The sequence below is a fragment of the Streptomyces sp. NPDC058157 genome, assembly GCF_042884105.1.
In the GTDB taxonomy this organism is placed as follows: Bacteria; Actinomycetota; Actinomycetes; order Streptomycetales; family Streptomycetaceae; genus Streptomyces.
In genome coordinates this window covers 80941-105156 of record NZ_JBHVUQ010000004.1, presented here as the reverse complement: position 1 = coordinate 105156, position 24216 = coordinate 80941, and the positions used below count along the sequence as shown (strand labels likewise).

General features: G+C 73.2%; 19 protein-coding genes. 12 read left to right on the top strand and 7 right to left on the bottom strand.

Going from position 1 to position 24216, the window contains the following annotated elements; all coding sequences use genetic code 11:
• Positions 1–92 precede the first annotated feature (92 nt).
• Positions 93–1874 carry an alpha/beta hydrolase gene (locus ACFVXK_RS02255; RefSeq protein ID WP_389609543.1) on the top strand — a complete coding sequence of 594 codons (1782 nt, stop codon included), beginning with the start codon at positions 93–95 and terminating at the stop codon, positions 1872–1874.
• Positions 1875–1991: 117 nt separating this feature from the next.
• On the opposite strand, the gene hemQ is transcribed toward ACFVXK_RS02255, so the two are convergent.
• Together hemQ and hemG are read right to left on the bottom strand one after the other, a co-directional pair.
• On the bottom strand, positions 1992–2705 hold the full coding sequence (hemQ, locus tag ACFVXK_RS02250) for a hydrogen peroxide-dependent heme synthase (protein ID WP_042813891.1): 714 nt from the start codon (positions 2703–2705) through the stop codon (positions 1992–1994).
• Positions 2706–2728: 23 nt separating this feature from the next.
• The gene (gene hemG / locus ACFVXK_RS02245) at positions 2729–4216 is read right to left on the bottom strand and encodes a protoporphyrinogen oxidase (RefSeq protein WP_389609541.1); all 1488 of its coding nucleotides are present in this window, start codon (positions 4214–4216) and stop codon (positions 2729–2731) included.
• Between the two features lie 140 nt (positions 4217–4356).
• Between hemG and ACFVXK_RS02240 the strand changes: the two genes are divergently transcribed.
• Both ACFVXK_RS02240 and ACFVXK_RS02235 read left to right on the top strand, forming a co-directional pair.
• The gene (locus tag ACFVXK_RS02240) at positions 4357–5343 is read left to right on the top strand and encodes a DUF4349 domain-containing protein (protein WP_389609539.1); all 987 of its coding nucleotides are present in this window, start codon (positions 4357–4359) and stop codon (positions 5341–5343) included.
• Positions 5344–5413: 70 nt separating this feature from the next.
• Positions 5414–6796, top strand: a complete 1383-nt coding sequence (locus ACFVXK_RS02235) for an FAD-dependent oxidoreductase (protein ID WP_389609538.1) — start codon at positions 5414–5416, stop codon at positions 6794–6796.
• A 145-nt stretch (positions 6797–6941) separates the two neighbouring features.
• Here ACFVXK_RS02235 and hemE read toward each other — a convergent pair whose 3' ends face one another.
• Positions 6942–8006, bottom strand: a complete 1065-nt coding sequence (gene hemE / locus ACFVXK_RS02230; RefSeq protein WP_389609536.1) for a uroporphyrinogen decarboxylase — start codon at positions 8004–8006, stop codon at positions 6942–6944.
• A gap of 91 nt (positions 8007–8097) precedes the next feature.
• On the opposite strand from hemE, the gene ACFVXK_RS02225 reads away from it, so the two are divergent.
• The 3 genes from ACFVXK_RS02225 (at position 8098) to ACFVXK_RS02215 (ending at position 11122) form a co-directional block, all read left to right on the top strand.
• Complete coding sequence (locus ACFVXK_RS02225; RefSeq protein ID WP_389609535.1) at positions 8098–8754, top strand: DUF3000 domain-containing protein; 657 nt, start codon at positions 8098–8100, stop codon at positions 8752–8754.
• A 299-nt stretch (positions 8755–9053) separates the two neighbouring features.
• Positions 9054–9716, top strand: a complete 663-nt coding sequence (locus ACFVXK_RS02220) for a response regulator transcription factor (protein WP_007267191.1) — start codon at positions 9054–9056, stop codon at positions 9714–9716.
• 122 nt (positions 9717–9838) lie between these two features.
• Entirely contained in the window at positions 9839–11122 is a 1284-nt protein-coding gene (locus ACFVXK_RS02215; protein ID WP_389609532.1) for an HRDC domain-containing protein, read from the top strand.
• 63 nt (positions 11123–11185) lie between these two features.
• Here ACFVXK_RS02215 and ACFVXK_RS02210 read toward each other — a convergent pair whose 3' ends face one another.
• Positions 11186–12349, bottom strand: a complete 1164-nt coding sequence (locus ACFVXK_RS02210; RefSeq protein ID WP_389609530.1) for an alpha/beta hydrolase — start codon at positions 12347–12349, stop codon at positions 11186–11188.
• Positions 12350–12678: 329 nt separating this feature from the next.
• Between ACFVXK_RS02210 and ACFVXK_RS02205 the strand changes: the two genes are divergently transcribed.
• A complete protein-coding gene (locus ACFVXK_RS02205) occupies positions 12679–13905 on the top strand; it encodes a thiolase family protein (RefSeq protein WP_389609528.1) in 1227 nt (408 codons plus the stop codon).
• Positions 13902–16040 (top strand): 3-hydroxyacyl-CoA dehydrogenase NAD-binding domain-containing protein, encoded by a 2139-nt coding sequence (locus ACFVXK_RS02200; protein WP_389609526.1) that lies wholly within the window; start codon positions 13902–13904, stop codon positions 16038–16040. Before ACFVXK_RS02205 ends, ACFVXK_RS02200 begins: the two co-directional genes overlap by 4 nt.
• 70 nt (positions 16041–16110) lie before the next feature.
• Here ACFVXK_RS02200 and ACFVXK_RS02195 read toward each other — a convergent pair whose 3' ends face one another.
• Together ACFVXK_RS02195 and ACFVXK_RS02190 are read right to left on the bottom strand one after the other, a co-directional pair.
• On the bottom strand, positions 16111–17850 hold the full coding sequence (locus ACFVXK_RS02195; RefSeq protein ID WP_389609525.1) for a polysialyltransferase family glycosyltransferase: 1740 nt from the start codon (positions 17848–17850) through the stop codon (positions 16111–16113).
• Positions 17847–18824, bottom strand: coding sequence for a glycosyltransferase family 2 protein (locus ACFVXK_RS02190; RefSeq protein WP_389609523.1), 978 nt, complete (start codon positions 18822–18824; stop codon positions 17847–17849). The genes ACFVXK_RS02195 and ACFVXK_RS02190 overlap by 4 nt, the downstream gene beginning before the upstream one ends.
• 246 nt (positions 18825–19070) lie before the next feature.
• On the opposite strand from ACFVXK_RS02190, the gene ACFVXK_RS02185 reads away from it, so the two are divergent.
• The 4 genes from ACFVXK_RS02185 to ACFVXK_RS02170 are packed head-to-tail and all read left to right on the top strand — an operon-like array spanning position 19071 to position 23118.
• Entirely contained in the window at positions 19071–20348 is a 1278-nt protein-coding gene (locus tag ACFVXK_RS02185) for a DUF6716 putative glycosyltransferase (protein ID WP_389609522.1), read from the top strand.
• A complete protein-coding gene (locus tag ACFVXK_RS02180; RefSeq protein WP_389609520.1) occupies positions 20345–21133 on the top strand; it encodes a cytidylyltransferase domain-containing protein in 789 nt (262 codons plus the stop codon). Before ACFVXK_RS02185 ends, ACFVXK_RS02180 begins: the two co-directional genes overlap by 4 nt.
• Before the next feature lie 3 nt (positions 21134–21136).
• Positions 21137–22057 carry an N-acetylneuraminate synthase family protein gene (locus ACFVXK_RS02175; protein WP_389609519.1) on the top strand — a complete coding sequence of 307 codons (921 nt, stop codon included), beginning with the start codon at positions 21137–21139 and terminating at the stop codon, positions 22055–22057.
• Positions 22054–23118 (top strand): hypothetical protein, encoded by a 1065-nt coding sequence (locus ACFVXK_RS02170; protein WP_389609518.1) that lies wholly within the window; start codon positions 22054–22056, stop codon positions 23116–23118. Before ACFVXK_RS02175 ends, ACFVXK_RS02170 begins: the two co-directional genes overlap by 4 nt.
• Here ACFVXK_RS02170 and ACFVXK_RS02165 read toward each other — a convergent pair.
• Positions 23092–24213 carry a hypothetical protein gene (locus ACFVXK_RS02165; RefSeq protein ID WP_389609516.1) on the bottom strand — a complete coding sequence of 374 codons (1122 nt, stop codon included), beginning with the start codon at positions 24211–24213 and terminating at the stop codon, positions 23092–23094. The genes ACFVXK_RS02170 and ACFVXK_RS02165 overlap by 27 nt on opposite strands.
• Between the last annotated feature and the right edge of the window lie 3 nt (positions 24214–24216).

Here is a 24216-nt window from a genome sequence, read left to right as displayed (position 1 = left end):
GGCGTACCCCGGTCCGGTGTCCGGCGGTGCGCCTGTACAGCGGCGGGTTCCTGACATCTCATCAGACAGGACGATGAGACGAAGGGGTCGCCATGCGGACGACGCTCGCGCGGTACGGAGTCGCCCCGGCGGCCCTGTGCCTCACCCTGTGCGCCCCGGCCGTCCCGGCCCGGGCGAGCGGCCCGGAACCCGCGGCGCAGCGGCTCGCCGCCGAGGACGCCGGGGCCGAGCTGGTGGCCCGGCGGGCCGCCGCCGCTGCCGCCCTGCGGCCGGTCACCGGCGCGGCCGGGGCCCCGGCCCAGGGCGCCCGGCCGGCGGCCGGGTCCCGCCCCACGCAGAACAGCCGCCCCGTGACCCGCCCCGTGCCCCGGCCGCCGGGGGCCGGGGGCGGCGGGCCGCTGGAGTTCGGGCCGTGCCCCGCCGACGAGGAACTGCCCGAGCCCGTCCGCTGCGCCGTCCTGCGGGTCCCGCTCGACTACGCCCGCCCCGACGGCCCGCAGATCTCCCTCACCGTCACCCGGCTCCCCGCCTCCGGCCGCGGCGGCGCCGTCCGCCAGGGCGCGCTCGTGTTCAACCCCGGCGGGCCCGGGGCCTCCGGGACGTACTTCCCGCTCCTGGCCGGACGGCCCGCCTGGAGCCGGATCGCCGCCGCCTACGACCTGGTCGGCTACGCCCCCCGCGGCGTCGGCCGGTCCGGCCCGCTGACCTGCCAGGACCCCGCCGAGCTGCCGCAGGGGCCGACGCAGGTCCCGGCCGAGCCCTCCCCCGCGTACCGGCGGGAGCGGCTGGCGGCCGCCCGGGCCTACGCGGAGGGCTGCGCCCGGCACGCCGGACCCGCCCTGGCGCAGTACACCACCCTGAACAACGCGCGCGACCTCGACGTGCTGCGGGCCGCCCTCGGGGAACGGCGGCTGAGCTTCTTCGGGGCCTCCTACGGCACCTACCTCGGCGCGGTGTACGCCACCCGGCACCCGGACCGGGTCCGGCGCATGGTGTTCGACTCGGCGGTCGACCCCGACCCGCGCCGCGTCTGGTACCTCGACAACCTCGGCCAGGCCCCGGGGTTCGAACGCCGCTGGGCCGACTTCCGCGCCTGGACCGCCCGCCACCACGACGTGTACGGGCTGGGCACCACCGCCCGGGCGGTGCGGGAGAGCTACGAGAAGGTCCGCGCGGCGGTGGCCCGCACCCCGGCGGGCGGACTCGTCGGTACGGGCGAACTCCAGGCGGCCTACCTGCGGGCGGCGTACTACGACGACGTGTGGCCGGAGCGCGCCGCGGCCCTCTCCGCGTACCTGCGCGGGAACCCGGCCCCGCTCGTCCGCCAGGCGGCCCGCGACCCGGAGCAGGCGGCGCGGGCGGCCAACGCGACGGCCGTCTACACGGCGGTGCTGTGCAACGACGCCCCCTGGCCGGCCGACTGGGAGACCTGGGAGCGGGACAACACCGAACTGGCCCGCCGGGCCCCCTTCGAGACCTGGGCCAACGCCTTCCTCAACCTGCCCTGCGCCGCCTGGCCGGTGCGCGAGCGGCAGCGGCCGGTCGCGGTCGGGGCCCCGCCGACGGCCCTGCGGCTGCCCGGCACGCTGATCGTGGCGGCGGAGCGGGACGGCGCGACACCGTACGCGGGCGCGCGGGAACTCCAGCGGCGCCTCGGCGCCGGGGCCGCGCTGGTGACGGAGCGGGCGGCGGGCTCCCACGGCGTGGCCGGCGGACGCAACGCGTGCGTGGACCGGCATGTGGAGCGGTATCTGCTGACGGGGACCACCCCGGGGTGGCGCGTGAGCTGTGCGCCGCATCCGGAGCCCGCACCGGTGACACTGGACGAGGGGGCGGGCAGCGCTCCCAGGGCGCTGCTGCCGCCGCTCGTCTGAACTTCCGGGCGGGATCTCCGGCTGCGTCGTTTCGGGGGCAGGGCCTCCCGATCCACCGGAGGGCGCTCATGTCGCGAGAGCGCGGTCGTCCTCCGGTCCTTCCCCCCAGGGGAGGTATCAGGCGAGCCCGGCCACCAGATCGGCGACGGACTTGCGGCGCCCGGTGTAGAAGGGCACCTCTTCACGCACGTGCATCCGGGCCTCGGAGGCACGCAGGTGACGCATGAGGTCGACGATGCGGTAGAGCTCGTCGGCCTCGAAGGCCAGCAGCCATTCGTAGTCGCCCAGGGAGAAGGAGGCGACGGTGTTGGCGCGGACGTCCGGGTAGCCGCGGGCCATCTTGCCGTGGTCGGCGAGCATGCGGCGGCGGTCCTCGTCGGGCAGCAGGTACCAGTCGTACGAGCGCACGAACGGGTAGACGCTGACGTAGTCGCGGGCGACCTCGTCGGCCAGGAAGGCCGGGATGTGCGACTTGTTGAACTCGGCGGGGCGGTGCAGGGCCATGTTCGACCACACCGGCTCCAGCGCGCGGCCCAGCTTGGTGCGGCGGAACAGGTTGTAGGCGGTCTGCAGCTCGTCCGAGGTCTCGGCGTGCCACCAGATCATGATGTCCGCGTCGGCGCGCAGGCCGGAGACGTCGTAGGTGCCGCGGACGGTGATGTCCTTGGCTGCGAGCTGGTCGAACAGCTCCTGGACCTCGTCGGCGTAGCCGCTGCGGTCCTCCGGCAGAACGTCCTTCAGCTTGAAGACGGACCACAGGGTGTAGCGGATGACCTCGTTGAGGTCCTTCGCCTTCTTCCCCGCGTTGGGAATCTTCTCTGGTGCAGTCATGTGTCCATTGTCCCGTGTGCTGATCAGTGCTCGGTGCCAGGGGTGGCCATGGAGGCGGTGACCGCCTCCGCGGCCTTCCCGGCGCTCGCGATGCAGGCCGGGATCCCTACCCCGTCGTAGAGGGCGCCGCAGACCGCGAGGCCGGGCAGGGCCGCCACGGCGGCCCGGATCCGCTCGGCGCGGGCGAGGTGACCGACCGGGTACTGGGGCAGGCCGCCGTCCCAGCGGGTGACGGTGGAGGCCACCGGCCGGGCGGCCAGGCCGACGGCCTCGCCGAGGTCGGCGAGGGAGACGTCGACGAGCTCGGAGTCCTCCCGCCCCAGGTCGCCCTCGTCGCCGTGGCGGCCGACGGAGGTGCGCAGCAGGAAGAGTTCCGGGTCGGCGCCGGCCCAGGCCCACTTGTTGCTGGAGAAGGTGGACGCCTTGATCGTGCAGCCGTCCACGGGCGGTACGAGGAAGCCGCTGGCGGTGCCGTCGGCGACGGCCGGGGGCAGGTCGCGGCGGCGGAAGGCCATCGTGACCAGGGCCATGGAGGCGTACTCCACCTGGCGCAGCTCCGCGGCGGCCGCGGGGACGAGGGCGTCGAGCAGCCGTGCTGCCGGGGCCGCCGGGACGGCGAGGACGACGCCGTCGGCGTCGATGGCCTCGCCGTCGGTGGTGATCCGCCAGCCCTGGGGCGTACGGGCGATGCCGCGCGCCGGGGTGCCGGTCAGGATGCGGGCTCCGGCGGCCCGGCAGGCTTCGGCGACGGCGAGCGGGAGGCGGCCGATGCCGCCGGAGATCCCGGCGAAGAAGGCCCCCGACGCGGCCGCGCCGGTGACGGTGGTCCGCTCGGCGGCCGCGCGGGCGGCGGCGCCCTCCTGGAGGGCGCGGACGGCGCCGGTCAGGGTGGGGTGGGTGCGGGCGGCGTCGAAGAGGGCCGGGACGGCGGCGCGCAGCGAGATGCGGTAGGCGTCGCCGGCGTAGACCCCGCCGAGCAGCGGTTCGACGAGCCGGTCCACGACCTCGCGGCCCATCCGCGCGGCCACGTACTCCCCGACGGCGACGTCCTCGCCGACCTCGGTGGGCGGCAGCTCGGTGTCGGCGGCGATCCGGGCGAGGCCCTCGGCGGAGAGCACGCCGGAGGCGGCGAGGGCGGCCGGGTCGCCCGGGACGCCCATGACGTGGCCGCGGGGCATGTCGCGCAGGGCGCCGCGGGTCCAGAGCCGGGCGGTGGCGGTGGCCGGGGGCTGGAGGTCGTCGCCGAGGCCGACGGCGCGGGCCAGCTCCAGGGCCTCGGGGCGGCGGGCGAGGACGGACTCGGCGCCCAGGTCGACGGGGGCTCCTTCGAGCTCGCCGGCGTACAGCTTGCCGCCGAGGCGCCCGCCGGCCTCCAGGAGGGTGACGCGCAGGCCGTCGGCGAGGAGCCGGTGGGCGGCCGCGAGGCCCGCGATGCCGCCGCCGATGACGACGACATGGCGGGACGGCCCCGGCCGTCCCGCCCCGTTCGTACGCGTGTCCGCTTCGTGCATGGACCCATCGTCTCAGACCCTCCGCCGAGGCCCGAACGTGACCGCATCGGAACCGGGTCGGGATCCGCGGGGCGAAACCCGGGGCGGCCGTGCGCACGTCGAAGCGGTGACATCTGCCGAACCCCCGGGGGTACTTGACGATGCACACGCTCAGCAGACAGCACCGCGCGGCGGCCGCCCTGGCCGGCCTGTCCCTGGCCGGGGGCCTCGTGCTCACCGGCTGCAGCGCCGGCGGGGGGACGGCCCCGTCCGGCGACCGCGCGGCCGCGGCGGCCCCCGGGGAAGGCGCGCAGGGCAAGCCGGGGGCCGGTTCGGCCGCCGCCCCGGCCGCGCCGGACGCCAAGGGCCAGGCGCAGGCCCCGGTCCGGCCGAACGTCATCCGTACGGGGAAGCTGGGCATCGAGACGGCCGAACCCCAGAAGGTCATCGCGGCGGCCCGGACGGCGGCCGAGGGCGCGGGCGGTTACGTGGGCGCCGAGACCACCGACCGCGGCGGCGACGGGCGGATCACCTCCTCGCTGACCCTGCGGGTGCCCGGGGACCGGTTCGACGCGGTGATCGCCTCCCTGGAGGGGAGCGGGAAGCTGCTGAACCGGAAGGTGGAGGCCCAGGACGTCACCGAGAAGGTCGCCGACGTCGACAGCCGGGTGAAGTCGCAGCAGGCCAGCGTGGCGCGGGTGCGGGAGATGATGGAGAAGGCCTCCGCACTCAGTGACGTGGTCATGCTGGAGAGCGAGCTGAGCCGGCGCCAGTCCGACCTGGAGTCCCTGCTGGCCCAGCAGAACGCGCTGAAGGACCAGACCTCGATGGGCACGATCACGGTGTCGGTCTCGGAGCCCGCTCCGGCCCCGGTAGAGAAGGAGAAGAAGGAGCACGAGCCCGGCATGGGCGACGCCCTGGCCGGCGGCTGGAAGGTGTTCGCGCGCCTCGTCGGCTACCTCGGGCTCGCGCTCGCCGCGGTGCTGCCCTTCGCCCTCGCCGCGGCGCTGGTGGCCTTCGGGTTCCGGCTATACCGCAGGCTGCGTCCGGCGAAGCCGAAGACGGGCCTGCGGCGCACCCTGGTGCCCCGGCAGGCCGCCGCCCCGGCCCAGGACCCGGCGGGCGGTGCGCACGAGGACGGGGTCTGACGGGCCGTCCGCCCGTAGCGTGTCCCCGTAACGGAGGCGACGGCGCACGGCGCGGAGGGCGGGCAGGGCGATGGCGGCGGAACGACTGGTGGTGGTCGGCGGGGACGCGGCGGGGATGTCCGCCGCGTCCCAGGCACGGCGGCTCAGGGGGCCCGGGGAGCTGGAGATCACCGCCTTCGAGCGGGGGCACTTCACCTCGTACTCGGCGTGCGGGATCCCGTACTGGGTGGGCGGCCAGGTCGCCGGTCGGGACGAGCTGATCGCCCGCACCCCCGAGGAGCACCGCGCCCGGGGCATCGACCTGCGCACCCGCACGGAGGTCCTGGAGCTGGACCTGCCGGGCCGGCGGGTGCGTGCCCGGGACCTGGACAGCGGGGAGGAGTCCTGGACGGGGTGGGACAAGCTGGTCCTGGCGACCGGCGCCCGCCCCGTCCGGCCGAAGCTGCCGGGGATCGGCGCGCACGGGGTGTACGGCGTCCAGTCGCTGGACGACGGCCAGCGGCTGATGGACGGCCTGGAACGCACGGAGGGCCGCCGGGCGGTGGTGGTCGGCGCGGGCTACATCGGCGTGGAGATGGCCGAGGCGCTGGTCAACCGGGGCTACGAGGTGACGGTCCTGCACCGGGGCGCGCAGCCGATGGCGACCCTGGACCCGGACATGGGCGGCCTGGTCCACTCGGCGATGAACGCCATGGGCATCGTGACGGTCTCCGGTGCCGAGGTGGTGGAGGTCCTCGAGGACGAGGAGGGCCGCGCCCGGGCGGTGGCCACGGCCTCGGGCGAGGAGTACCCGGCGGACGTGGTGGTGCTCGGCATCGGCGTGGAGCCCCGTACGGCCCTGGCGCGGGCGGCGGGGCTGCCGCTCGGGGAGTCGGGGGGCCTGCTGACGGACCTGTCGATGCGGGTCCGGGGCCACGAGGACGTGTGGGCGGGCGGTGACTGCGTGGAGGTCCTGGACCTGGTGGCGGGCCGCGGGCGGCACATCCCGCTGGGCACCCACGCCAACAAGCACGGCCAGGTCATCGGCACGAACGCGGGCGGCGGCTACGCGACGTTCCCCGGTGTGGTCGGCACGGCGGTGAGCAAGGTCTGCGACCTGGAGATCGCCCGGACGGGCCTGCGCGAGAAGGACGCCCTGGCGGCGGGACTGCGCTTCGTGACGGCCACGATCCGCTCGACGAACACGGCGGGGTACTACCCCGGCGCGGCGGAGATGACGGTGAAGATGCTGGCGGAGCGGCGCACCGGGCGGCTGCTGGGCGTCCAGATCGTCGGCGGCGCCGGTTCCGCGAAGCGGGTGGACGTCGCGGCGGTGGCCCTGACGGCGGGCATGACGGTCGAACAGGTCGTCTCGCTGGACCTGGGCTACGCGCCGCCGTTCTCTCCCGTGTGGGACCCGGTCCTGGTGGCGGCCCGCAAGGCCGTCTCCGCGGTGCGGTCCGCCGGGGTGTAGCCCTGCGGGGCCGGTCCCCTACCCACCCTTCGCCCGTTCCCTGGGGCTCCGCCCCAGACCCGTTGCGCTCAGGTCTGGGGCGGAGCCCCCAGGAAACGGCGAGAGGGCGGGGCGGGGAGCTGCGCCGCAGGCACCCGCCCCCGGGCTAGCGCCGCGTCTTCGTGTGGACGTAGTCCACCAGGCGGGTGAGCGCTTCGGGGTCCGTCGTCGGGAGGACGCCGTGGCCGAGGTTGAAGACGTGGCCCTCCAGGCCCGCCGCGGCGGCGAGGACCTCGTCCGTCTTGGCCTCGACCGCCTCCGTGGTGGAGAACAGGACCGCGGGGTCCAGGTTGCCCTGGAGCGCCTTGCCGGGGCCGACGCGGCGGGCGGCCTCGTCCAGGGAGACGCGGTAGTCGACGCCCACGACGTCCGCGCCGGCCTCGCCCATCAGGCCGAGCAGCTCGCCCGTGCCCACGCCGAAGTGGATGCGCGGGACCCCGTACGAGGCGACGGACTCGAGGACCTTCGCCGACGCCGGCATGACCGAGCGGCGGTAGTCCGCCGGGGGCAGGGCGCCGACCCAGGAGTCGAACAGCTGGACCGCGGAGGCGCCGGCCTCGATCTGGACCTTCAGGAAGGCGGAGGTGATGTCCGCGAGACGGTCGACGAGGGCCGCCCAGAGCTCCGGGTCCCCGTACATCAGGGCCTTGGTGTGCTCGTGGTTCTTGGACGGGCCGCCCTCGACGAGGTAGCTCGCGAGGGTGAAAGGCGCGCCGGCGAAGCCGATCAACGGCGTGCCGCCGAGTTCACCCGTGAGCATGCCGATCGCCTCGGTGACGTACGGGACGTCCTCCGGGGTGAGGTCGCGCAGCTGTGCGAGGTCCTCGCGGCGGCGGATGGGCTGGGCGACGACCGGGCCGATGCCCGGCTTGATGTCGAGGTCGACGCCGATGGCCTTGAGCGGCACGACGATGTCGGAGAAGAAGATCGCCGCGTCCACGCCGTGCCGGCGCACCGGCTGCAGGGTGATCTCGGTGACCAGGTCGGGGCGCATGCAGGACTCGAGCATGCCGGTGCCCTCGCGGACCTTGCGGTACTCGGGCAGTGAGCGGCCGGCCTGCCTCATGAACCACACCGGGGTGTGCGGTACCGGCTCGCGCCGGCAGGCCTTCAGGAAGGCGGAATCGTACGTCTGACTCGGCTGGCCCTGGGGGCGGTCGTTGGCGCTCACGACCCGAATCTTCGCACGTATGAAGAAGTGCCCGGCCCGGCGCGGGTGTCCCTGCGCCGTACGGGCGCCCGTTCCGCCTAGTCTTCCCGGCATGGCTGCGGCTCAGGGACGATTTTCAGATGGCGCTGACGGCGTGGACGGCGCGAAGGAGAGTTCGGTCCCGCTCCCGTTCCGACGGGCGGTCGACGGCTTGCGCAAGGCGCGGCTGCGGTCCGGGATCGAGATCGACCCCGTGAAACCGCCGCAGCGGCTGGCCCCGTACGCGTACGCGCTGGAGGCGGCCGTCGTGGACGGGGAGGAGGACCTGGCCGACGGCCGGCTGATCCTGCTCCACGACCCGTCCGGGCACGACGCCTGGCAGGGCGCCTTCCGGCTGGTGACGCTGGTGCGGGCGGAGCTGGAGCCGGAGATGGCGGCGGATCCGCTGCTGCCGGAGGTGTGCTGGTCCTGGCTGACCGGGGCGCTGGAGGCGCGCGGGCTGGCGTACGGGGAGCCGAGCGGGACCGTGACCATGGCGAGCTCGCACTACTTCGGCGGGCTCGGCGAGCGGCGGCCGGCGACGCAGATCGAGATCAGGGCCTCGTGGACCCCCAGGGAGGGGGTCGGCGGGGTGCCGGACACCTCGGCGCACCTGGCGGCCTGGTGCGAGCTGCTGTGCCAGATCGCGGGGCTGCCCCCGCTGGGGCCGGCCGAGGGGGCCCCGGGCGTGGTGTCCCTGCCACAGCGGCGCGGTCCGCACCACCCGTAGCGGGCGGCCCCCGGAGGCCGTCCGGAGGGGGTCGGGGGCGGCCGGACGGGGGTCCGGCCGGGGCGGGGGTGATCGTTCGGATGCGTGACGGAGCGTCAAAGCCGTGCGGTCATGGCGGGCTTCTGATCATCCCTTGATCGATCGTGCGTCCGAATTGCCCGAATTGTTACTCACCAAATCGTGATCATTCCCTAAAGCCGGGCGGGTGACGTGCCGAAGGAGTCAGTGACCATCCGCACGGTGCGCACCGGCTTCCTTCCCCGAGCCGGCCCGTCCCGCCACTCCCCCAGGAGGCCTAGGTGTCCGTTCTTCTCGAGCAGCCCGCAAGCCTGGTCGCCTACCGCCCGAACAAGCCGACGGCCATGGTCGTCGTGGCCGACCCGCGCGTCCGCTCCACGGTGACCCGCCATCTGTGGGCCCTCGGAGTCCGTGACGTGATCGAGGCGTCGTCCATCGCGGAGGCCCGCCCCCGCGTCGGCAGCCCGCGCGACATCTGCGTGGCCGACGTCCACCTGCCCGACGGCTCCGGTCTCACCCTGCTCTCCGAGACCCGCGCCGCCGGCTGGCCGAACGGCCTGGCCCTGTCCGCCGCCGATGACATCGGAGCCGTGCGCAACGCCCTCGCGGGCGGTGTGAAGGGCTACGTGGTCACCGGTACCCGCACCAACATCGGACTCCCCACCCGGCCCGGCGCCGCCCCCATCGGTGCCGCCGCCGCCCGTATGCACCGCCGCCCCCCGGGTGCCCCGAGCCACCCGGGCGGCTACCGGGAGCTGTCCGGCCGCGAGGTCGAGGTCCTGCGCCTCGTCGCGGAGGGGCAGTCCAACAAGGCCATCGGCGTCTCGATGGGCCTGTCCGCCCTGACCGTCAAGTCCCACCTCGCCCGGATCGCCCGCAAGCTCGGCACCGGCGACCGGGCCGGGATGGTCGCCGTCGCACTGCGGACGGGGATCATCCACTGACCGCCCCCTGAGCCCCCGGGCCGCCGCCGGGAAGCCCCGGCAGGGCCCGTACCTCCCCCTTCGCGCCCGTCGACGGAACGTTCCGGCGACGGGCGCGTCACATACACGGATACCCTTGACCGGTGACCGACGCCCAAGAGACCGCAGCACACCTGCGCACCACCACCGGGGGCGGCCCCCCGGACGAAGAGGTTTCGTCCGATGGGCTGCCGATTCCCTTGCTGGAGCCCCGCGAGGGCATCCCGCCCGTCGTGGCCGACGCCGAGGCGCTCGCCGGGGTCGTGGCGGCCTTCGCGGCGGGCACCGGCCCCGTCGCCGTCGACGCCGAGCGCGCCTCCGGGTACCGCTACGGCCAGCGCGCCTACCTGGTGCAGCTGCGCCGCGAGGGCGCGGGCTCCGCGCTGATCGACCCGGTCGGCTGCCCGGACCTCTCCGCCCTGGGCGAGGCCCTGTCCGGCACGGAGTGGATCCTGCACGCCGCCACGCAGGACCTGCCCTGCCTGCGGGAAATAGGCATGGCCCCCACCACCCTGTTCGACACCGAGCTCGCGGGCCGGCTGGCCGGCTTCCCCCGGGTCGGGCTGGGGGCGATGGTCGAGAGCGTGCTCGGCTACCAGCTGGAGAAGGGGCACTCCGCCGTCGACTGGTCCACCCGCCCGCTGCCCGAGCCCTGGCTGCGCTACGCCGCGCTGGACGTGGAGCTGCTGGTGGACCTGCGGGACGCCCTGGAGAAGGAGCTCGACCGGCAGGGCAAGCTGGAGTGGGCCCGCCAGGAGTTCGACGCCATCGCCTCCGCCCCGCCCGCCCCGCCGCGCAAGGACCCGTGGCGCCGTACCTCCGGCATGCACAAGGTGCGCCGGCGCCGGCAGATGGCGGTCGTGCGCGAGCTGTGGGAGGCCCGCGACCGGATCGCGCAGCGCCGTGACGTCTCCCCCGGCAAGGTGCTGGGCGACGCGGCGATCGTGGAGGCGGCCCTGGCCGTCCCCGCGAACGTGCACGCGCTGTCGGCCCTGCCCGGGTACGGGCAGCGGATGGGCCGGCGGCAGCTGGACCAGTGGATGGCCGCCGTGGACCGGGCGAAGGCCCTGCCCGAGAGCGAGCTGCCGCAGCCCGGAGCGGCCCCCTCGGGCCCGCCGCCGCCGCGCGCCTGGGCGGACAAGGACCCGGCCGCCGCGGCCCGGCTCTCCGCGGCCCGTGCGGCCGTCTCGGAGCTGGCCGAGGGGCTGAACCTGCCCCAGGAGAACCTGATCACCCCGGACACCGTGCGCCGCCTGTGCTGGGAGCCGCCGCGGAACGCCGACGCGGACTCGGTCGCCGAGGCCCTGTCCGGCTACGGCGCCCGCCCGTGGCAGGTCGAACAGGTCACCCCGGCCCTGGTGACGGCCCTGCGGTCGGCCGCCTCCTGACCCGCCCCCCGAGAGCCCCCGGCCACCCGGCCGGGGGCTCTCGGCGTCCAGCGGCGCCGGGCCCTACACGGGCAGGGGCGAGTGGTTGTCGGCGTCGTCCACGTAGTAGCTGCCGGACGTCAGCCCGAACACGGCGGTGTTCTTGAGCCACTGCTTCGCCATGAGGTGCAGCATCTTCCGCCGGGGCTCCCACACCATCTGGTGGCTGGCGCAGGACAGCTGGAACATCAGCTTCTTCTCGCCCGCGATGGCCTTGTAGAGCTCGACGACCGACAGGCCGGCGGTGGTCACGGTCTTGTCGAGCTCCCCGTAGACGATGAGCACGGGGACGGTGCCGCCGAGCACGCCGTGCAGGGGAGCGGTCTGCTTGTTCCAGCCCCACCAGAAGGTCTGGCGCTGGCGGCTGACCCCTTCCGGCTGACCGCCCGGCAGCAGCTTCCCCCAGGTGCGGCCCTTGTCGTCGCTGTCCATGATCTCCTTCCAGACGAGGTCGACGATGCCCGGCGCCTGCTGGGCGGGGCAGCCGGGGTCGGTCTCGAGGTCCCATGCCTGCTGCACCCCGGATTTGAGGCCGAGGTTCATCGGGTACGGCGGGGTGGACAGGGGCAGCGGAAACGGCGCGCCGAACTCCGTGTTCGGTGCGCTGGGCTGGCCGTCGGGCTTGAAGACCGGCGCCTGGAACATCAGGCTCCGCACGTTGGCCGGGTACTGGATGGCGTACGGTCCCAGCGCGTAGGCCGCGGCGGAGTTGCCGATCAGGTCCACCTTGCTCACGCCGTGGAGCTTCTTGATGTACTCGACGACCGTGTGCACCTCGTCCCAGTCGCTCTGCGAATTGCCCAGTTGGTGCGGGTAGGACGGGGAGCAGTTGCTCGTCAGCGGCAGGTTGGGGGCCAGTACCCGGATGTGGTGGGCCGGGTTGGCATTGCACGGGTCGCCCATCTCCGGGCGGGGTGAGCGGCCCATGCCCTGGAGGTCCATGACGAACACGTCGCAGTGGTCGCCGGCCAGCTCCCGGGCCCAGCTGTAGTCGCCGGTACCGACGTCGAAGGTCGCCAGGGCGGGCACGGTCCTGCCGTGCAGCATCAGGACGGCCCGCCGTTTGGCGGGCGGGGTATTGGGCTGCGTCCCGTCGTATTCGCGCACGAAGAGGTCCACCACCTGCCCCGCGTTGGCGGGGACGGTCGACTTGTGCGGGACGGCGTGGTCGGTGGGCGTGATGATCATGTGGACCTTCCGTTCCTCCTGGGATCCGGAAGCCCGCGCCCCCGGCGGGGCCAGCCTCCGCCCGGGCCCGGCCGGCGGCCCGGCGCCGGGCCGCCGGAGACCGGTATCCGACCCGATCGAGTCCGCCGGCCGCTGCGATCGGCCGGGCGCGCGGCAGAGCGCGGGAGGGGCGCACGGGTCGTGTGCCGGTGTGACCTTCGCCGCTGTTCGGGGAGGGGGTGTGCACATGAGTTACCCGCAAGTAGCATGGGCCGGGTGAGCGGGCGCTCAGTCCAGAAGGAGCGCTCCGCCGCGCAGCAGTGCACACCCGCACCTGGAGGAGAGCCAACGTGCCTCGTACCGTCAGGGACGTCGTCTTCGTCGACGGCGTCCGCACCCCGTTCGGCAAGGCGGGCCCGAAGGGCATCTACCACGAGACCCGCGCCGACGACCTCGTCGTGAAGGCGATCCGGGAGCTGCTGCGCCGCAACCCGGACCTGGACCCCAAGAAGATCGACGAGGTCGCCATCGCCGCGACCACGCAGATCGGCGACCAGGGCCTGACGCTGGGCCGCACGGCCGGCATCCTCGCGGGTCTGCCGCAGTCGGTCCCGGGCTACTCCATCGACCGCATGTGCGCCGGCGCGCTGACCGCCGTGACCGCCGTCGCGGGCGGTGTGGCCTTCGGTGCCTACGACGTCGCCCTCGCCGGCGGTGTCGAGCACATGGGCCGCCACCCCATGGGCGAGGGCGTCGACCCGAACCCGCGCTTCGTCTCCGAGAAGCTGGTCGACGAGTCCGCCCTGTTCATGGGCATGACCGCCGAGAACCTGCACGACCGGTACCCGACGATCACCAAGCTCCGCGCCGACGAGTACGCCGTGCGCTCGCAGGAGAAGGCCGCCAAGGCGTACGCCGACGGCAAGATCCAGCAGGACCTGGTCCCGATCTCGGTGCGCAACACCAACGAGGCGGTCGGTGAGACGGGCTGGGGCCTGGTCACCTCCGACGAGCCGATGCGCCCGGGCACCACGCTGGAGAACCTGGCCGGCCTGAAGACCCCGTTCCGTACGCACGGCCGGGTCACCGCGGGCAACGCCGCCGGTCTCAACGACGGTGCCACCGCCGCGATCATCGCGTCCGAGGACTTCGCCCGCGAGAACAACCTCCCGGTCAAGATGCGCCTCGTCTCGTACTCCTTCGCGGGTGTCGAGCCGGAGGTCATGGGCTACGGCCCGATCCCGGCGACCGAGAAGGCCCTGGCCCAGGCCGGCCTGACGATCGACGACATCGGTCTCTTCGAGATCAACGAGGCCTTCGCGGTCCAGGTCCTGGCGTTCCTGGAGCACTACGGCATCGCCGACGACGACGCCCGCGTGAACCAGTACGGCGGCGCCATCGCCTTCGGTCACCCGCTGGCCTCCTCCGGCGTCCGCCTGATGACGCAGCTGGCCCGCCAGTTCGAGGAGCAGCCGCACGTCCGCTACGGCCTGACCACCATGTGCGTCGGCTTCGGCATGGGCGCCACGGTCATCTGGGAGAACCCGCACTTCAACGCCGAGGGAGACTCCAAGTGAGCACCACCGCTGAGCTCCTGAAGGGCGCGGCCGAGCTGTTCCCGGACGAGGTCGTCACGTCCGCGCACGTCCGCCACCTGGACCTGCCGTTCGGCGCCGGGCGCTTCGCGCTCATCACGCTGGACAACGGCTTCGACCACACCAAGCCGACCACCTTCGGCCCGCAGTCGCTGGCCAACCTGAACGCGGCGATCGACCAGGTCGAGCAGGAGGCCCTCGCGGGCTCCGTCGTCGGCGTGGGCATCACCGGCAAGCCGTTCATCTTCGCCGTCGGCGCCGACCTCAAGGGCGTCGAGCTGCTGAAGAAGCACGACGAGGCGCTCGCCATCGGCAAGGGCGGCCACGACGTGTTCAAGCGCCTCGCCGCGCTGGCCGTCCCCACCTTCGCCTACTACAACGGCGCGGCGATGGGCGGCGGCGTCGAGGTCGGCCTGCACTGCTCGTACCGCACCGTCTCGAAGGCCATCCCGGCCTTCTCGCTGCCCGAGGTCTTCCTCGGCCTGGTTCCGGGCTGGGGCGGCTGCGCCATCCTCCCGAACCTGATCGGTGCGGAGCGCGCGGTCTCGGTCATCATCGAGAACTCGCTGAACCAGAACCGCCAGCTCAAGGGCAAGCAGGTCTTCGAGCTCGGCATCGCCGACGCGATCTTCGAGGGCGCCGACTTCCTGGAGCAGTCCCTGATCTGGACGGCGAACGTCCTGAAGGGCGAGACCGAGGTCGTCCGCGCGGAGATCGACCGCGGCGAGGCCTGGGACGCGGCCGTCGCCAAGGGCCGTGCCATCGCGGACTCCAAGGTGCACGGCGCCGCTCCGGCCGCCTACCGCGCGCTGGACATCATCGCCGCGGCCAAGGACGGCGACCTCCAGGCCGGCTTCGACGCCGAGGACAAGGCCCTGGCCGACCTCATCATGGGCGGCGAGCTGCGCTCGGGCATCTACGCCTTCAACCTGGTCCAGAAGCGCGGCAAGCGCCCGGCCGGCGCCCCGGACAAGTCCCTGGCCCGTCCGGTCACCAAGGTCGGCGTGGTCGGCGCGGGCCTGATGGCCTCGCAGCTGGCGCTGCTGTTCCTGCGCCGCCTGGAGGTGCCGGTGGTCCTCACCGACATCGACCAGGAGCGCGTGGACAAGGGCGTGGGCTACGTCCACGCCGAGATCCAGAAGCTGCTCGGCAAGGGCCGCATCAACCAGGACAAGGCCAACCGCCTGACCGCCCTGGTGACCGGTGTCCTGGACAAGGCCGAGGGCTTCGCGGACGCGGACTTCATCATCGAGGCCGTGTTCGAGGAGATGTCCGTCAAGCAGAAGGTGTTCGCGGAGGTCGAGGCGGTCGCCCCGGCGCACGCGATCCTCGCCACCAACACCTCCTCGCTGTCGGTCTCGGAGATGGCCTCGAAGCTGCAGCACCCGGAGCGCGTGGTCGGCTTCCACTTCTTCAACCCGGTCGCGATCCTCCCGCTGCTGGAGATCGTCCGCGGTGAGCAGACGGACGACGCCTCGCTGGCCACGGCCTTCGGTGTCGCCAAGAAGCTGAAGAAGACGGCCGTGCTGACGAAGGACGCCCCGGCGTTCGTCGTGAACCGCATCCTGACCCGCTTCATGGGCGAGATCCAGAACGTCATCGACGAGGGCACCCCGGTGGCCACGGCGGAGAAGGCCATCGAGCCGCTCGGCCTGCCGATGTCCCCGCTGGTGCTGCTGGAGCTCGTCGGCCCGGCGATCGGCCTGCACGTCTCCGAGACGCTGAACCGTTCCTTCCCGGAGCGCTTCACCGTCTCCCCGAACCTCAAGCGGGTCGTCGAGGCCGGCAAGCGCGGGTTCTACGTCTACTCCGCCGAGAACGGCTTCAAGCCGGAGCTGGACCCCGAGGTCGCCGCCCTCCTGGTGCAGGGCGACTCCGTCCTGACGGAGGAGCAGGTCCGCGACCGCGTCCTGGACGCGGTGGCGCAGGAGATCGGCCTGATGCTGGAGGAGGGTGTCGTGGCCGAGGCCCAGGACATCGACCTCTGCCTCATCACCGGTGCGGGCTGGCCCTTCCACCTGGGCGGCATCACCCCGTACCTGGACCGTGAGGGCGTCTCGGAGCGGGTGAACGGCAAGAAGTTCCTCGCCCCCGGCGTCGCCAGCGTCCCGGCGTAACGCACGCGCAGCAAGGCGAAGGGCCCCGTCCGCACCTGGTGCGGACGGGGCCCTTCCCGTCGTCCCCGGTTCAGCGGCGGCCGAGCCGGCCGCTCTTGACCAGGCGCTGGGCGGCCGGCGAGGCCGGGTTGAGGGTCAGGGCCCGCCGGGCGGCGTCGCGGCGCAGGTCGTCGCCGTGCTTGCCGAGCTTGGCCGCGGTCTCGGCGATCCGCAGCCAGACCAGGGCGCGGCCGCTGTCCGCCGAGATCTGCGCGGCCCGCTCGATGCGCCGCCTGGCCTGGTCGGTCTCCTTGCGGCGGATGTGGGCCTGGGCCATGCCGATGAGCAGGTCCAGGTTCTCCTGCTCGGTGAGCAGCCGGGCGCCGACCTCCAGGATGCCGTCGTCGTCCTTGGCCTCGACCAGCGAGGCGAACCCGCCGAGGGTGATGTCGGTGACGGGCAGCTCGTCCGGCCCGGTGCGCTCCCCGGCGCCGCGCAGGGTCCAGCCCAGGCCGCGCCGCCACTTCCAGGTGCGCGGGCCGGGCAGTTCCAGGCGGCTGCGGGTGCGCTCGTTGAAGTGCATGGACAGCTCGGGGCGGCCCTCCCACCCGTCGACGGCCGCCGCGACGTACTCCTCGGCGACCGGGCGCAGGAAGGCGTACCGCTTGGGCTGCATGCAGTAGCCGACGGCCTGGACGTAGGGGGTGACCTCGGTGCGGACGTGCTCGGCGTCCAGGATCCGGTCGGCGGGGGCGGCGGTCGGCGCGTCCAGGTCGGGGACCAGGGCGTGGGTGAGGGTGGCGGGGATGCGGTTGCTGTTGGCGTAGGGCCGCATGCGCCGGATGACTTCGAGGGCGCCGATCTGGGCGACGGGGATCCCGTACAGGGCGCGGGCGGTGAACAGGCCGGTGGAGAAGCAGCCGATCACCCGGCTGGGCCGCAGGTACGCGAAGACGGTCTCGGCGAGGACGGGGACGTCCAGGACGAGGAAGGGGACGCCGGCCTCCCGGGCTGCCCCGGCGAGGGTGTCGGCGAGGCTGGAGGGGGCGCTGGGGTGCGGTTTGAAGACGACGGCGGTGTGGCCGAGCCGTACCGCGTGCTCGAACATGCGCCGGTGCAGCTCCTCTTCCTCCTCCTCGGTGAGGATGCCGAGGGGGGAGAGGTACTGGCCGAGCAGGAGCGCGGTCCCGGGGCCGCTCCGGGACAGCTGTGGCGGGATCACCCGGTCGAGGAGGGGGCGGCACTCCTCGGTGAGCTCCGCCATCAGCGCGAGGACGGCCTCGGTGCGGACGGGCTCGGAGGGGATCCCGTACTCGGTGAGGAGCATGGGGAGCAGGGTGGGGACCAGGTCGAGGTAGAGGACCTTCCCGATCCGGCCGTGGATGGGGCGGGGCAGGTCGTTGCGGGTGGGTCCGTAGCTCATGACCCCGTCGGCGTACACGGCGAGGGTGGCGTCGGAGAAGATCTTGCACAGCGTCTGGGCGGGCTTGACCTGGATGGACTCGACGACGAGGTCCAGGGGGCCGGGCCGGATGCCCATCTTCTCCCCCATGACGGTGCGCCAGAGGGGGGCGTCCTCGTCGCGGGGGCCCCACAGCGACGGGTGGAAGGGGTAGATGAGGTCGTTCCAGTAGACGACGCGGTGGAAGCGCGCGAGGACGGCGGCGGAGCCCGGCATGCGGTGCAGCGGGGTGGCGACCTCGGGGATGTCGACGTTGTTGCAGACGAGCAGGATGCGCTCGCGGTCGTCGCGGCCGAACTGGCCGGCGTCGACGGCGGCGGCCACCGTCATGGCGCCGTAGAGGGTGGAGGCGGCGAATATCCGGGTCATCGGGCGGCGGCGCCCTGGTGCTGGGACATCAGTGCCCTGAGCTTGTTCACGCGTGCGGAGTCCATTCCTGCCAGGGTCCCCTCCAGGATGTCCTGGGGAAGGTCGAAGAGGGTCCGCGCGCTGCGTTCCAGGAGCAGGGCGCGGGTGGGTTCGTCGTAGTCCTGGGCGCGGTCCATGTGAATGACGACGAGCGCACACAGAGTTCGCATGGCCTTGAACGAAAGTTCATATCCGCGCGGATGACCGGCGAGCTCGTCGAAAACGAGCCGGAAGGCGGGAAGGAAGTCGAGCTGGCGTTCGTCCGGGATCCTGGTGAGTGAAGTGGACACATCGCGGCGGTAGAAGACGCCGTGGAGGTCGACCACTCCGAAGGAGCGCATCCGCAGGTGCAGCTGGTAGAACCAGTGCCGGTCCTCGGCGGTCCGCAGCCTCTCCTCGAAGAACAGCGCTCCCGCCGCCCGCAGCCGCTCACGGTCGTAGATCCCGGCCCAGACCGACGGGTAGTCGATGAAGGTGGAGGCGTCCACCGGGCCCATGTAGTCCAGCGGATCGAGGGGAAGGGCCCGCGGGGCGAGCGGGGGCATGACGATCTTGCGCTTCTTCCCGTAGACCCGGACATGGCCGGTGCGCAGGAAATCGACGCCCGACTGACTCATCCAGCCGACCAGTTGCGCGAGATATCCGGGGGCGTACCAGTCGTCCCCGTCGAGGAAGGTGAAAAAACGTCCACGGGCCGCGGCGAGGCCGATGTTCCGGGTCGCCGATATTCCCATGTTCCGCTCGTTGCGGATGAGTACGGCTCCGGGAATCCCGGGTACCATCTCCCGCAGGATCCCTGATGTCCCGTCAACGGACGCGTCGTCCACCACGATGAACTCGAAGTCCTCCCGGGCATTCAGGGCCAGGGACTTCAGCGTGGTCCGGCAGAAGTCGCGGACGTCACACATCGCGACGATTACCGAAAGCGTCACCATCGTCGGCACTCACCTTCTCCCCATTCACCGACACCGGGCCATCATGTCAGAGCCCGCGGGAGAGCCCGAACGGCGCTCGGTGTGTGACGTACAACTCCCCCGGCGGTCGAGGCCTATTCGTGACACATAAGGCTCAGGTGAGGATGTAAGGTCTAACGGGCCGCGCGGCCAGCCCGCCCGAGCCCGCGTCCAGCTGCGGGCCCGCCGACAGCAGTTGGGCTCCGCCGACCGACCGGGAATCCACCAGTGCGCATCCACGTGCTCGCAGACTCCGACACCCGCTGGAAATGGGGTGCGGGGCTGGCGGTGGGCCTGGCGCCGGGCAGCGAGGTCCACGCGCACATGCTGCGGGGCCGGAGCACGCCGACCGCGCGCCAGCTGGCGGAGGTCGGCATCACCCCCTCCTCGATCACCGAGGCCACGCTCGCCGAGTTCGCGGCGGCCCCCGTCCTCGACACGGCGGACGTGATCATCCTGGGCACCGTCGGCGGCGCGACCCACGCGGCCCTGCACGCGCTGGCCCGCCGCTTCGCCGGGGCCCCGCGGCGGCCGATCCTGATGACCGGCTACGTCGGCGTGGTCTACGAGAAGATGGCCGACGGCCTCCTCCTGCGGGCCGGCGCCGATATCGTCCTCGCCAACAGCCCTTTCGACCGGCGCCGTTTCACCGAGGTGTACGAACCCCTCGGAATTCCGGCGTCCAGCATCGTCCAGACGGCCCTCCCCTTTCTCGACCAGCGCCCTTACGACCCGGCCCGGACTTTCGCCGAACACCCTTATACGGTGTGCTTCGCCGTCCAGCCCTCGGTACCCGCCGACCGCAATGGACGGCTGTACATGCTGCGCCGTGCGATATCCCACGCCCGGCTGCGCCCCGGGCGCGACGTGCTCGTGAAACTCCGCAGCAGACCGGGTGAGGCGACCACGCACGTGGAGGCGTTCCACTACCAGGTCCTCGCGGAACAGCTGGACGAACCGCTGCCGCCCAATCTGCATTTCGTGTACGGCAACATGTCACAGACCCTCGACCGTACCGATCTCCTGGTGACCGTCAGTTCCACGGCCGCCCTCGAATCGATGCACCGGGGAATGCCGACGGCCATCCTGAGCGATCTCGGGGTACGGGAGATCCACGGGAACCACTATTTCACCGGCTCCGGCTGCGTCACCGACTGGACCGCGATAGACGAGGGCGCGGCCCCCCTCGCACACGAATCGTGGACGGTCGACCAGGGAATCCGCTCCTTCGATCCCTTCGGTGAACTCCGCAACCGGATCCTCGAATTGCGCGGGAGCCGGCTCCCCGAGATCACCCCGTACTACACGGCCGCGAGCGCGCCCGAATACGTCGGTACGCTGCTGCGCCGCCGGGGCCTGAATCCCGACGGCTCCCCCGGCCCGGGCGCCACCGCGGCCCGCTCCCGCGGCCCGATGAAGCGCACCTCGCGGCGCGTGCTCAAGGTCGCCTACCAGTTCGGGGTCCAGCGCGTGGCCCCGAAGATCCAGCAGTGGGGCGGCGTATGACCGCCCCCTCCCCCCTCCAGGAGAGCAGCCCCGTGAACGTCACCGCCGTCATACCCGCCCGGGGCGGCTCCAAGGGCATCCCCGGCAAGAACGTGGCCGAGGTCGGCGGGGTGCCGCTGGTGGCCCGCGCCGTGCGGGCCTGCCTGGGCGCCGCCCACGTGACCCGGGTCGCCGTGTCCACCGACGACGCGGCGATCGCCGATGCCGCCCGGGAGGCCGGCGCCGAGGTGGTGGAGCGGCCGGCCGAGCTCGGGTCGGACCGGGCGTCCAGCGAGTCGGCGCTGCTGCACGCGCTGGACGCGCTGGAGGAACGTCACTGCGAGGCCGTGGACGTGCTGGTCTTCGTCCAGTGCACCAGCCCGTTCATCACCTCCGAGGAGGTGGACGAGGCCGTCCTGGCCATCGTCCGCGACGGCGCCGACTCCGCCTTCACCGCCGTGCCCTTCCACGGCTTCCTGTGGACCGCCGACCCCGGCCACGGGCCCGGCCACCGGGCGCGGGGCGTCAACCACGACAGCGCGGTGCGGCTGCGCCGCCAGGACCGTACGCCGGAGTACCTGGAGTCGGGCGCCGTGTACGCGATGCGCGCCGACGGTTTCCGCCGCAGCGGCCACCGCTTCTTCGGCCGGACCCAGCTCGTCCCCACGGCCCCCGAGCGGGCCATCGAGCTCGACGAACCCGGCGACCTCGACCGGGCCCGGGCCCTGGCCCCGCTCCTGGACCCCCCGCAGACTTCGGCGACCCCGTCGCCGCAACCCGAGCAGTACCCCGGAAAGGAACTCTGAACAGTGGTGCACAGCAACCGGATCCGCCTGATCGGAAACAGGGAGGTCGGCGCCGGCCGGCCCACCTACGTGATCGGCGAGATCGGGATCAACCACAACGGTGAGCTGGCCAACGCCCTCGCGCTCGTCGACGCGGCGGCCGACGCGGGCTGTGACGCGGTGAAGTTCCAGAAGCGCACCCCCGAGATATGCACCCCGCGCGACCAGTGGGACATCGAACGGGACACCCCCTGGGGCCGGATGACGTACATCGACTACCGCCACCGCGTGGAGTTCGGCGAGGACGAGTACCGGGCCATCGACGAGCACTGCGCCAAGCGCGGCATCGACTGGTTCGCCTCCCCCTGGGACACCGAGGCCGTCACCTTCCTGGAGAAGTTCGGCGTGCCCGCGCACAAGGTGGCCTCCGCCTCCCTCACCGACGACGAGCTGCTCCTGGCCCTGCGCGCCACCGGCAAGACGGTGATCCTGTCCACCGGCATGTCCACCCCGCAGCAGATCCGGCACGCGGTGGAGGTCCTCGGCAGCGAGAACATCGTCCTGCTGCACGCCACCTCCACCTACCCGGCCAAGGCCGAGGAGCTCAACCTGCGGGTGATCAACAGCCTGGAGGCCGCCTACCCCAACGTGCCGATCGGCTACTCGGGCCACGAGACGGGCCTGCAGACCACCGTGGCCGCCGTCGCCATGGGCGCCTGCGCCGTCGAGCGGCACATCACCCTCGACCGCGCCATGTGGGGCTCCGACCAGGCCGCCTCCGTCGAGCCCGGCGGCCTGGCCCGCCTCGTGCGCGACATCCGCACCATCGAGACCGCCCTCGGCGACGGCGTGAAGAAGGTCTACGACTCCGAACTCGCCCCCATGAAGAAGCTCCGCCGCGTCCAGGGCTCCCCCGCCTCCGAGGGCGTGACGGCCTCGGCATGAGCGAGACCCTCGCCCTGGTGGAGAGCCCGGCTCAACTACTGAATGTCCTGGAGTGGGCCCACGCCCACCCGGGCGAGGCAGCCTCCCTCACCATCGCCGTGCTCCAGCCGGTGGACCCGCGCTCGCGCGCGCAGGTCCGCCGGCTGTGCCGGTACGCCTCCCAGGCCAAGGTGGTCTGGCGGCGCTACGAGGTCCGCGCGGGCTACCTGGGGCGGGCCGGCGAACTGGTCCGGCTGGGCCGGGCGGTGGCGGCGGCCCGGCGGCTGGTGATCGGGGACCTGTTCTCCCGCACCATCCAGCTGCTGCTGCCGCGCTCGCGCGCCCGCGAGGTGGTCGTCGTCGACGACGGCACCGCCACCACCGAGCTGGTAGCACTGCTGACGAGCGGACAGCAGCTGACCCGCTGGCACCAGGGGGACGCCAAGTCCGCCAAGGGCGGCCCGGTGAACCGGTGGCTGGCCCGGGAGGAGCTGGAGCGGGCCGTGTTCTTCACCTGCATGCCGGTGGCCGTCCCGCCGGGCGCCGAGCTGCGGCCCAACGAGTACGCCTGGAGCCGGGCCACTTTCGGCCCGGCCCGGCCCCGGCCCGGGGCGGACCTGGCGGGCAGCTCCCTGGTGGAGACCGGGGTGGTCGACGAGGACCGGTACATCGAGGCGGTCGGCTGGATCGCCCGTACCCGGGCGGCAGGCCGCTACCTGGCGCACCGCCGGGAGAGCGCGCAGAAGCTGGACCGGATCTCCGCCCTGACGGGCATGGAGATCGTCCACCCCGAGCTGCCGCTGGAGCTGACCGCGCTGACCGAGCCCATCGGGCTGTCCCTGCTGACCTTCGCGTCCACCATCGCCTACACCCTGCCGATCGTGCTGCGCGGTGCGCCGGTACGGGTCGAGCTGTGCGAGATCGACGACGCCTGGATCACCCCGGACACGGCGGCCCGTTCGGTGGAATTCCTGCGGCGCATCTCCAGCCTGGCCATCGCCCGGCACGGGCTGGCCAGCATCCCGCCGCAGGGCCGGCGGCGCACGGGCGAGCGGTCAGAAGCGCTGCCAGCGGCCCAGTGAGAGGCCCGAGCTGTCCTTCTGCCGGTTGACCAGCAGTTCACCGCGGGCGCTGATCGAGGCGATGACGACCAGACCGCGGGCGTCGACGGCGAGGGCCGGGGAGTCGGGGCACTCCTCGCCGATCCCGGTCCACCAGAGCCCGGCCGCCTCGTTCTCCGTCGGGTACGCGGCCAGTGCGGTACGGCCGTCGAGGGCGCGGTGGGCCAGCACCGTGCAGTCGTAGCCGTCGACCAGGGCGCGCGCGGCGGCCACCGCCCCGTGCCCGGGACCGCCGCCCAGGGACATCACCCCGGCGCCCTCGCGGTGGGCGAACACCCCGCTGCCGTCGGCCGCGTGCCAGAACCGGGTGACCCGGCCGGGGGCCGTCTCCAGGGTGGTGAGCGATCCGTCGCGGGCGAGGTAGGGGACCACCTCGGCCATCTTCAGGGGGCCGCCGGGCGCGGCCTGCGCCCAGAAGGTGAGCCCCTTCTCGCCGGGGGCGGCGAAGGCGGTGAGCCCGTCGGCGGTGGAGGAGGCGCAGCCCGCCTCGAAGGTCATGCTGCCCTTGAGGTCCTCCCACCTCCCCCAGTCGCCCTTCTTGTCCTGGCGCTTCATGTGGATGCCCCGCCCGTTGTTGCGGACGAAGACGTGGGCCGCGCCCTGGCCGTCCACCGCCACGGCCGGCGGTCCGCCGCGCAGGGACATCTCGACGTTGTGGTAGAGGGTGCCGAGGGATTCCCAGGGGCCGATCGGGCGGCCGCTCTGGTACTGCACGGCGTGGTGGTAGGTGAGGGTCTCGGTGTCGCCGTTCGGGGCGCGGCGCCGGCCGGTGAAGTGCGCGTACCCGTCGGGGCCCTGACCCACCGACAGGTCGGTCAGGCCGTCGGCGGGGAAGAAGTCGGGGCCGTTCCAGCCGGGGCCCGCGGGGGTCTGCTCGGTCCAGCGCAGCAGGCCGCCGGCGGTGCGGGCGTAGGCGCTCAGCCGGCCGTCCTTGCCCGCGAGGACCCAGCGTCCGCCCAGGGGGCCCAGGGCCGCGGGGCCGCCCTCACGGGCGGAGGGCGGTGCCGGGCGGTGCCGGGGGGATTTGTTCGGACTGCGTCTGGATCGCGTCGCCATGGG

What these genes read in the sequence shown, in the direction of transcription:
- ACFVXK_RS02255 (WP_389609543.1), top strand. Translation starts at nt 93, where the DNA reads ATGCGGACGACGCTCGCGCGGTACGGAGTCGCCCCGGCGGCCCTGTGC.
- hemQ (WP_042813891.1), bottom strand. Translation starts at nt 2,705, where the DNA reads ATGACTGCACCAGAGAAGATTCCCAACGCGGGGAAGAAGGCGAAGGAC.
- hemG (WP_389609541.1), bottom strand. Translation starts at nt 4,216, where the DNA reads ATGCACGAAGCGGACACGCGTACGAACGGGGCGGGACGGCCGGGGCCG.
- ACFVXK_RS02240 (WP_389609539.1), top strand. Translation starts at nt 4,357, where the DNA reads ATGCACACGCTCAGCAGACAGCACCGCGCGGCGGCCGCCCTGGCCGGC.
- ACFVXK_RS02235 (WP_389609538.1), top strand. Translation starts at nt 5,414, where the DNA reads ATGGCGGCGGAACGACTGGTGGTGGTCGGCGGGGACGCGGCGGGGATG.
- ACFVXK_RS02225 (WP_389609535.1), top strand. Translation starts at nt 8,098, where the DNA reads ATGGCTGCGGCTCAGGGACGATTTTCAGATGGCGCTGACGGCGTGGAC.
- ACFVXK_RS02210 (WP_389609530.1), bottom strand. Translation starts at nt 12,349, where the DNA reads ATGATCATCACGCCCACCGACCACGCCGTCCCGCACAAGTCGACCGTC.
- ACFVXK_RS02195 (WP_389609525.1), bottom strand. Translation starts at nt 17,850, where the DNA reads ATGACCCGGATATTCGCCGCCTCCACCCTCTACGGCGCCATGACGGTG.
- ACFVXK_RS02190 (WP_389609523.1), bottom strand. Translation starts at nt 18,824, where the DNA reads ATGGTGACGCTTTCGGTAATCGTCGCGATGTGTGACGTCCGCGACTTC.
- ACFVXK_RS02180 (WP_389609520.1), top strand. Translation starts at nt 20,345, where the DNA reads ATGACCGCCCCCTCCCCCCTCCAGGAGAGCAGCCCCGTGAACGTCACC.
- ACFVXK_RS02170 (WP_389609518.1), top strand. Translation starts at nt 22,054, where the DNA reads ATGAGCGAGACCCTCGCCCTGGTGGAGAGCCCGGCTCAACTACTGAAT.
- ACFVXK_RS02165 (WP_389609516.1), bottom strand. Translation starts at nt 24,213, where the DNA reads ATGGCGACGCGATCCAGACGCAGTCCGAACAAATCCCCCCGGCACCGC.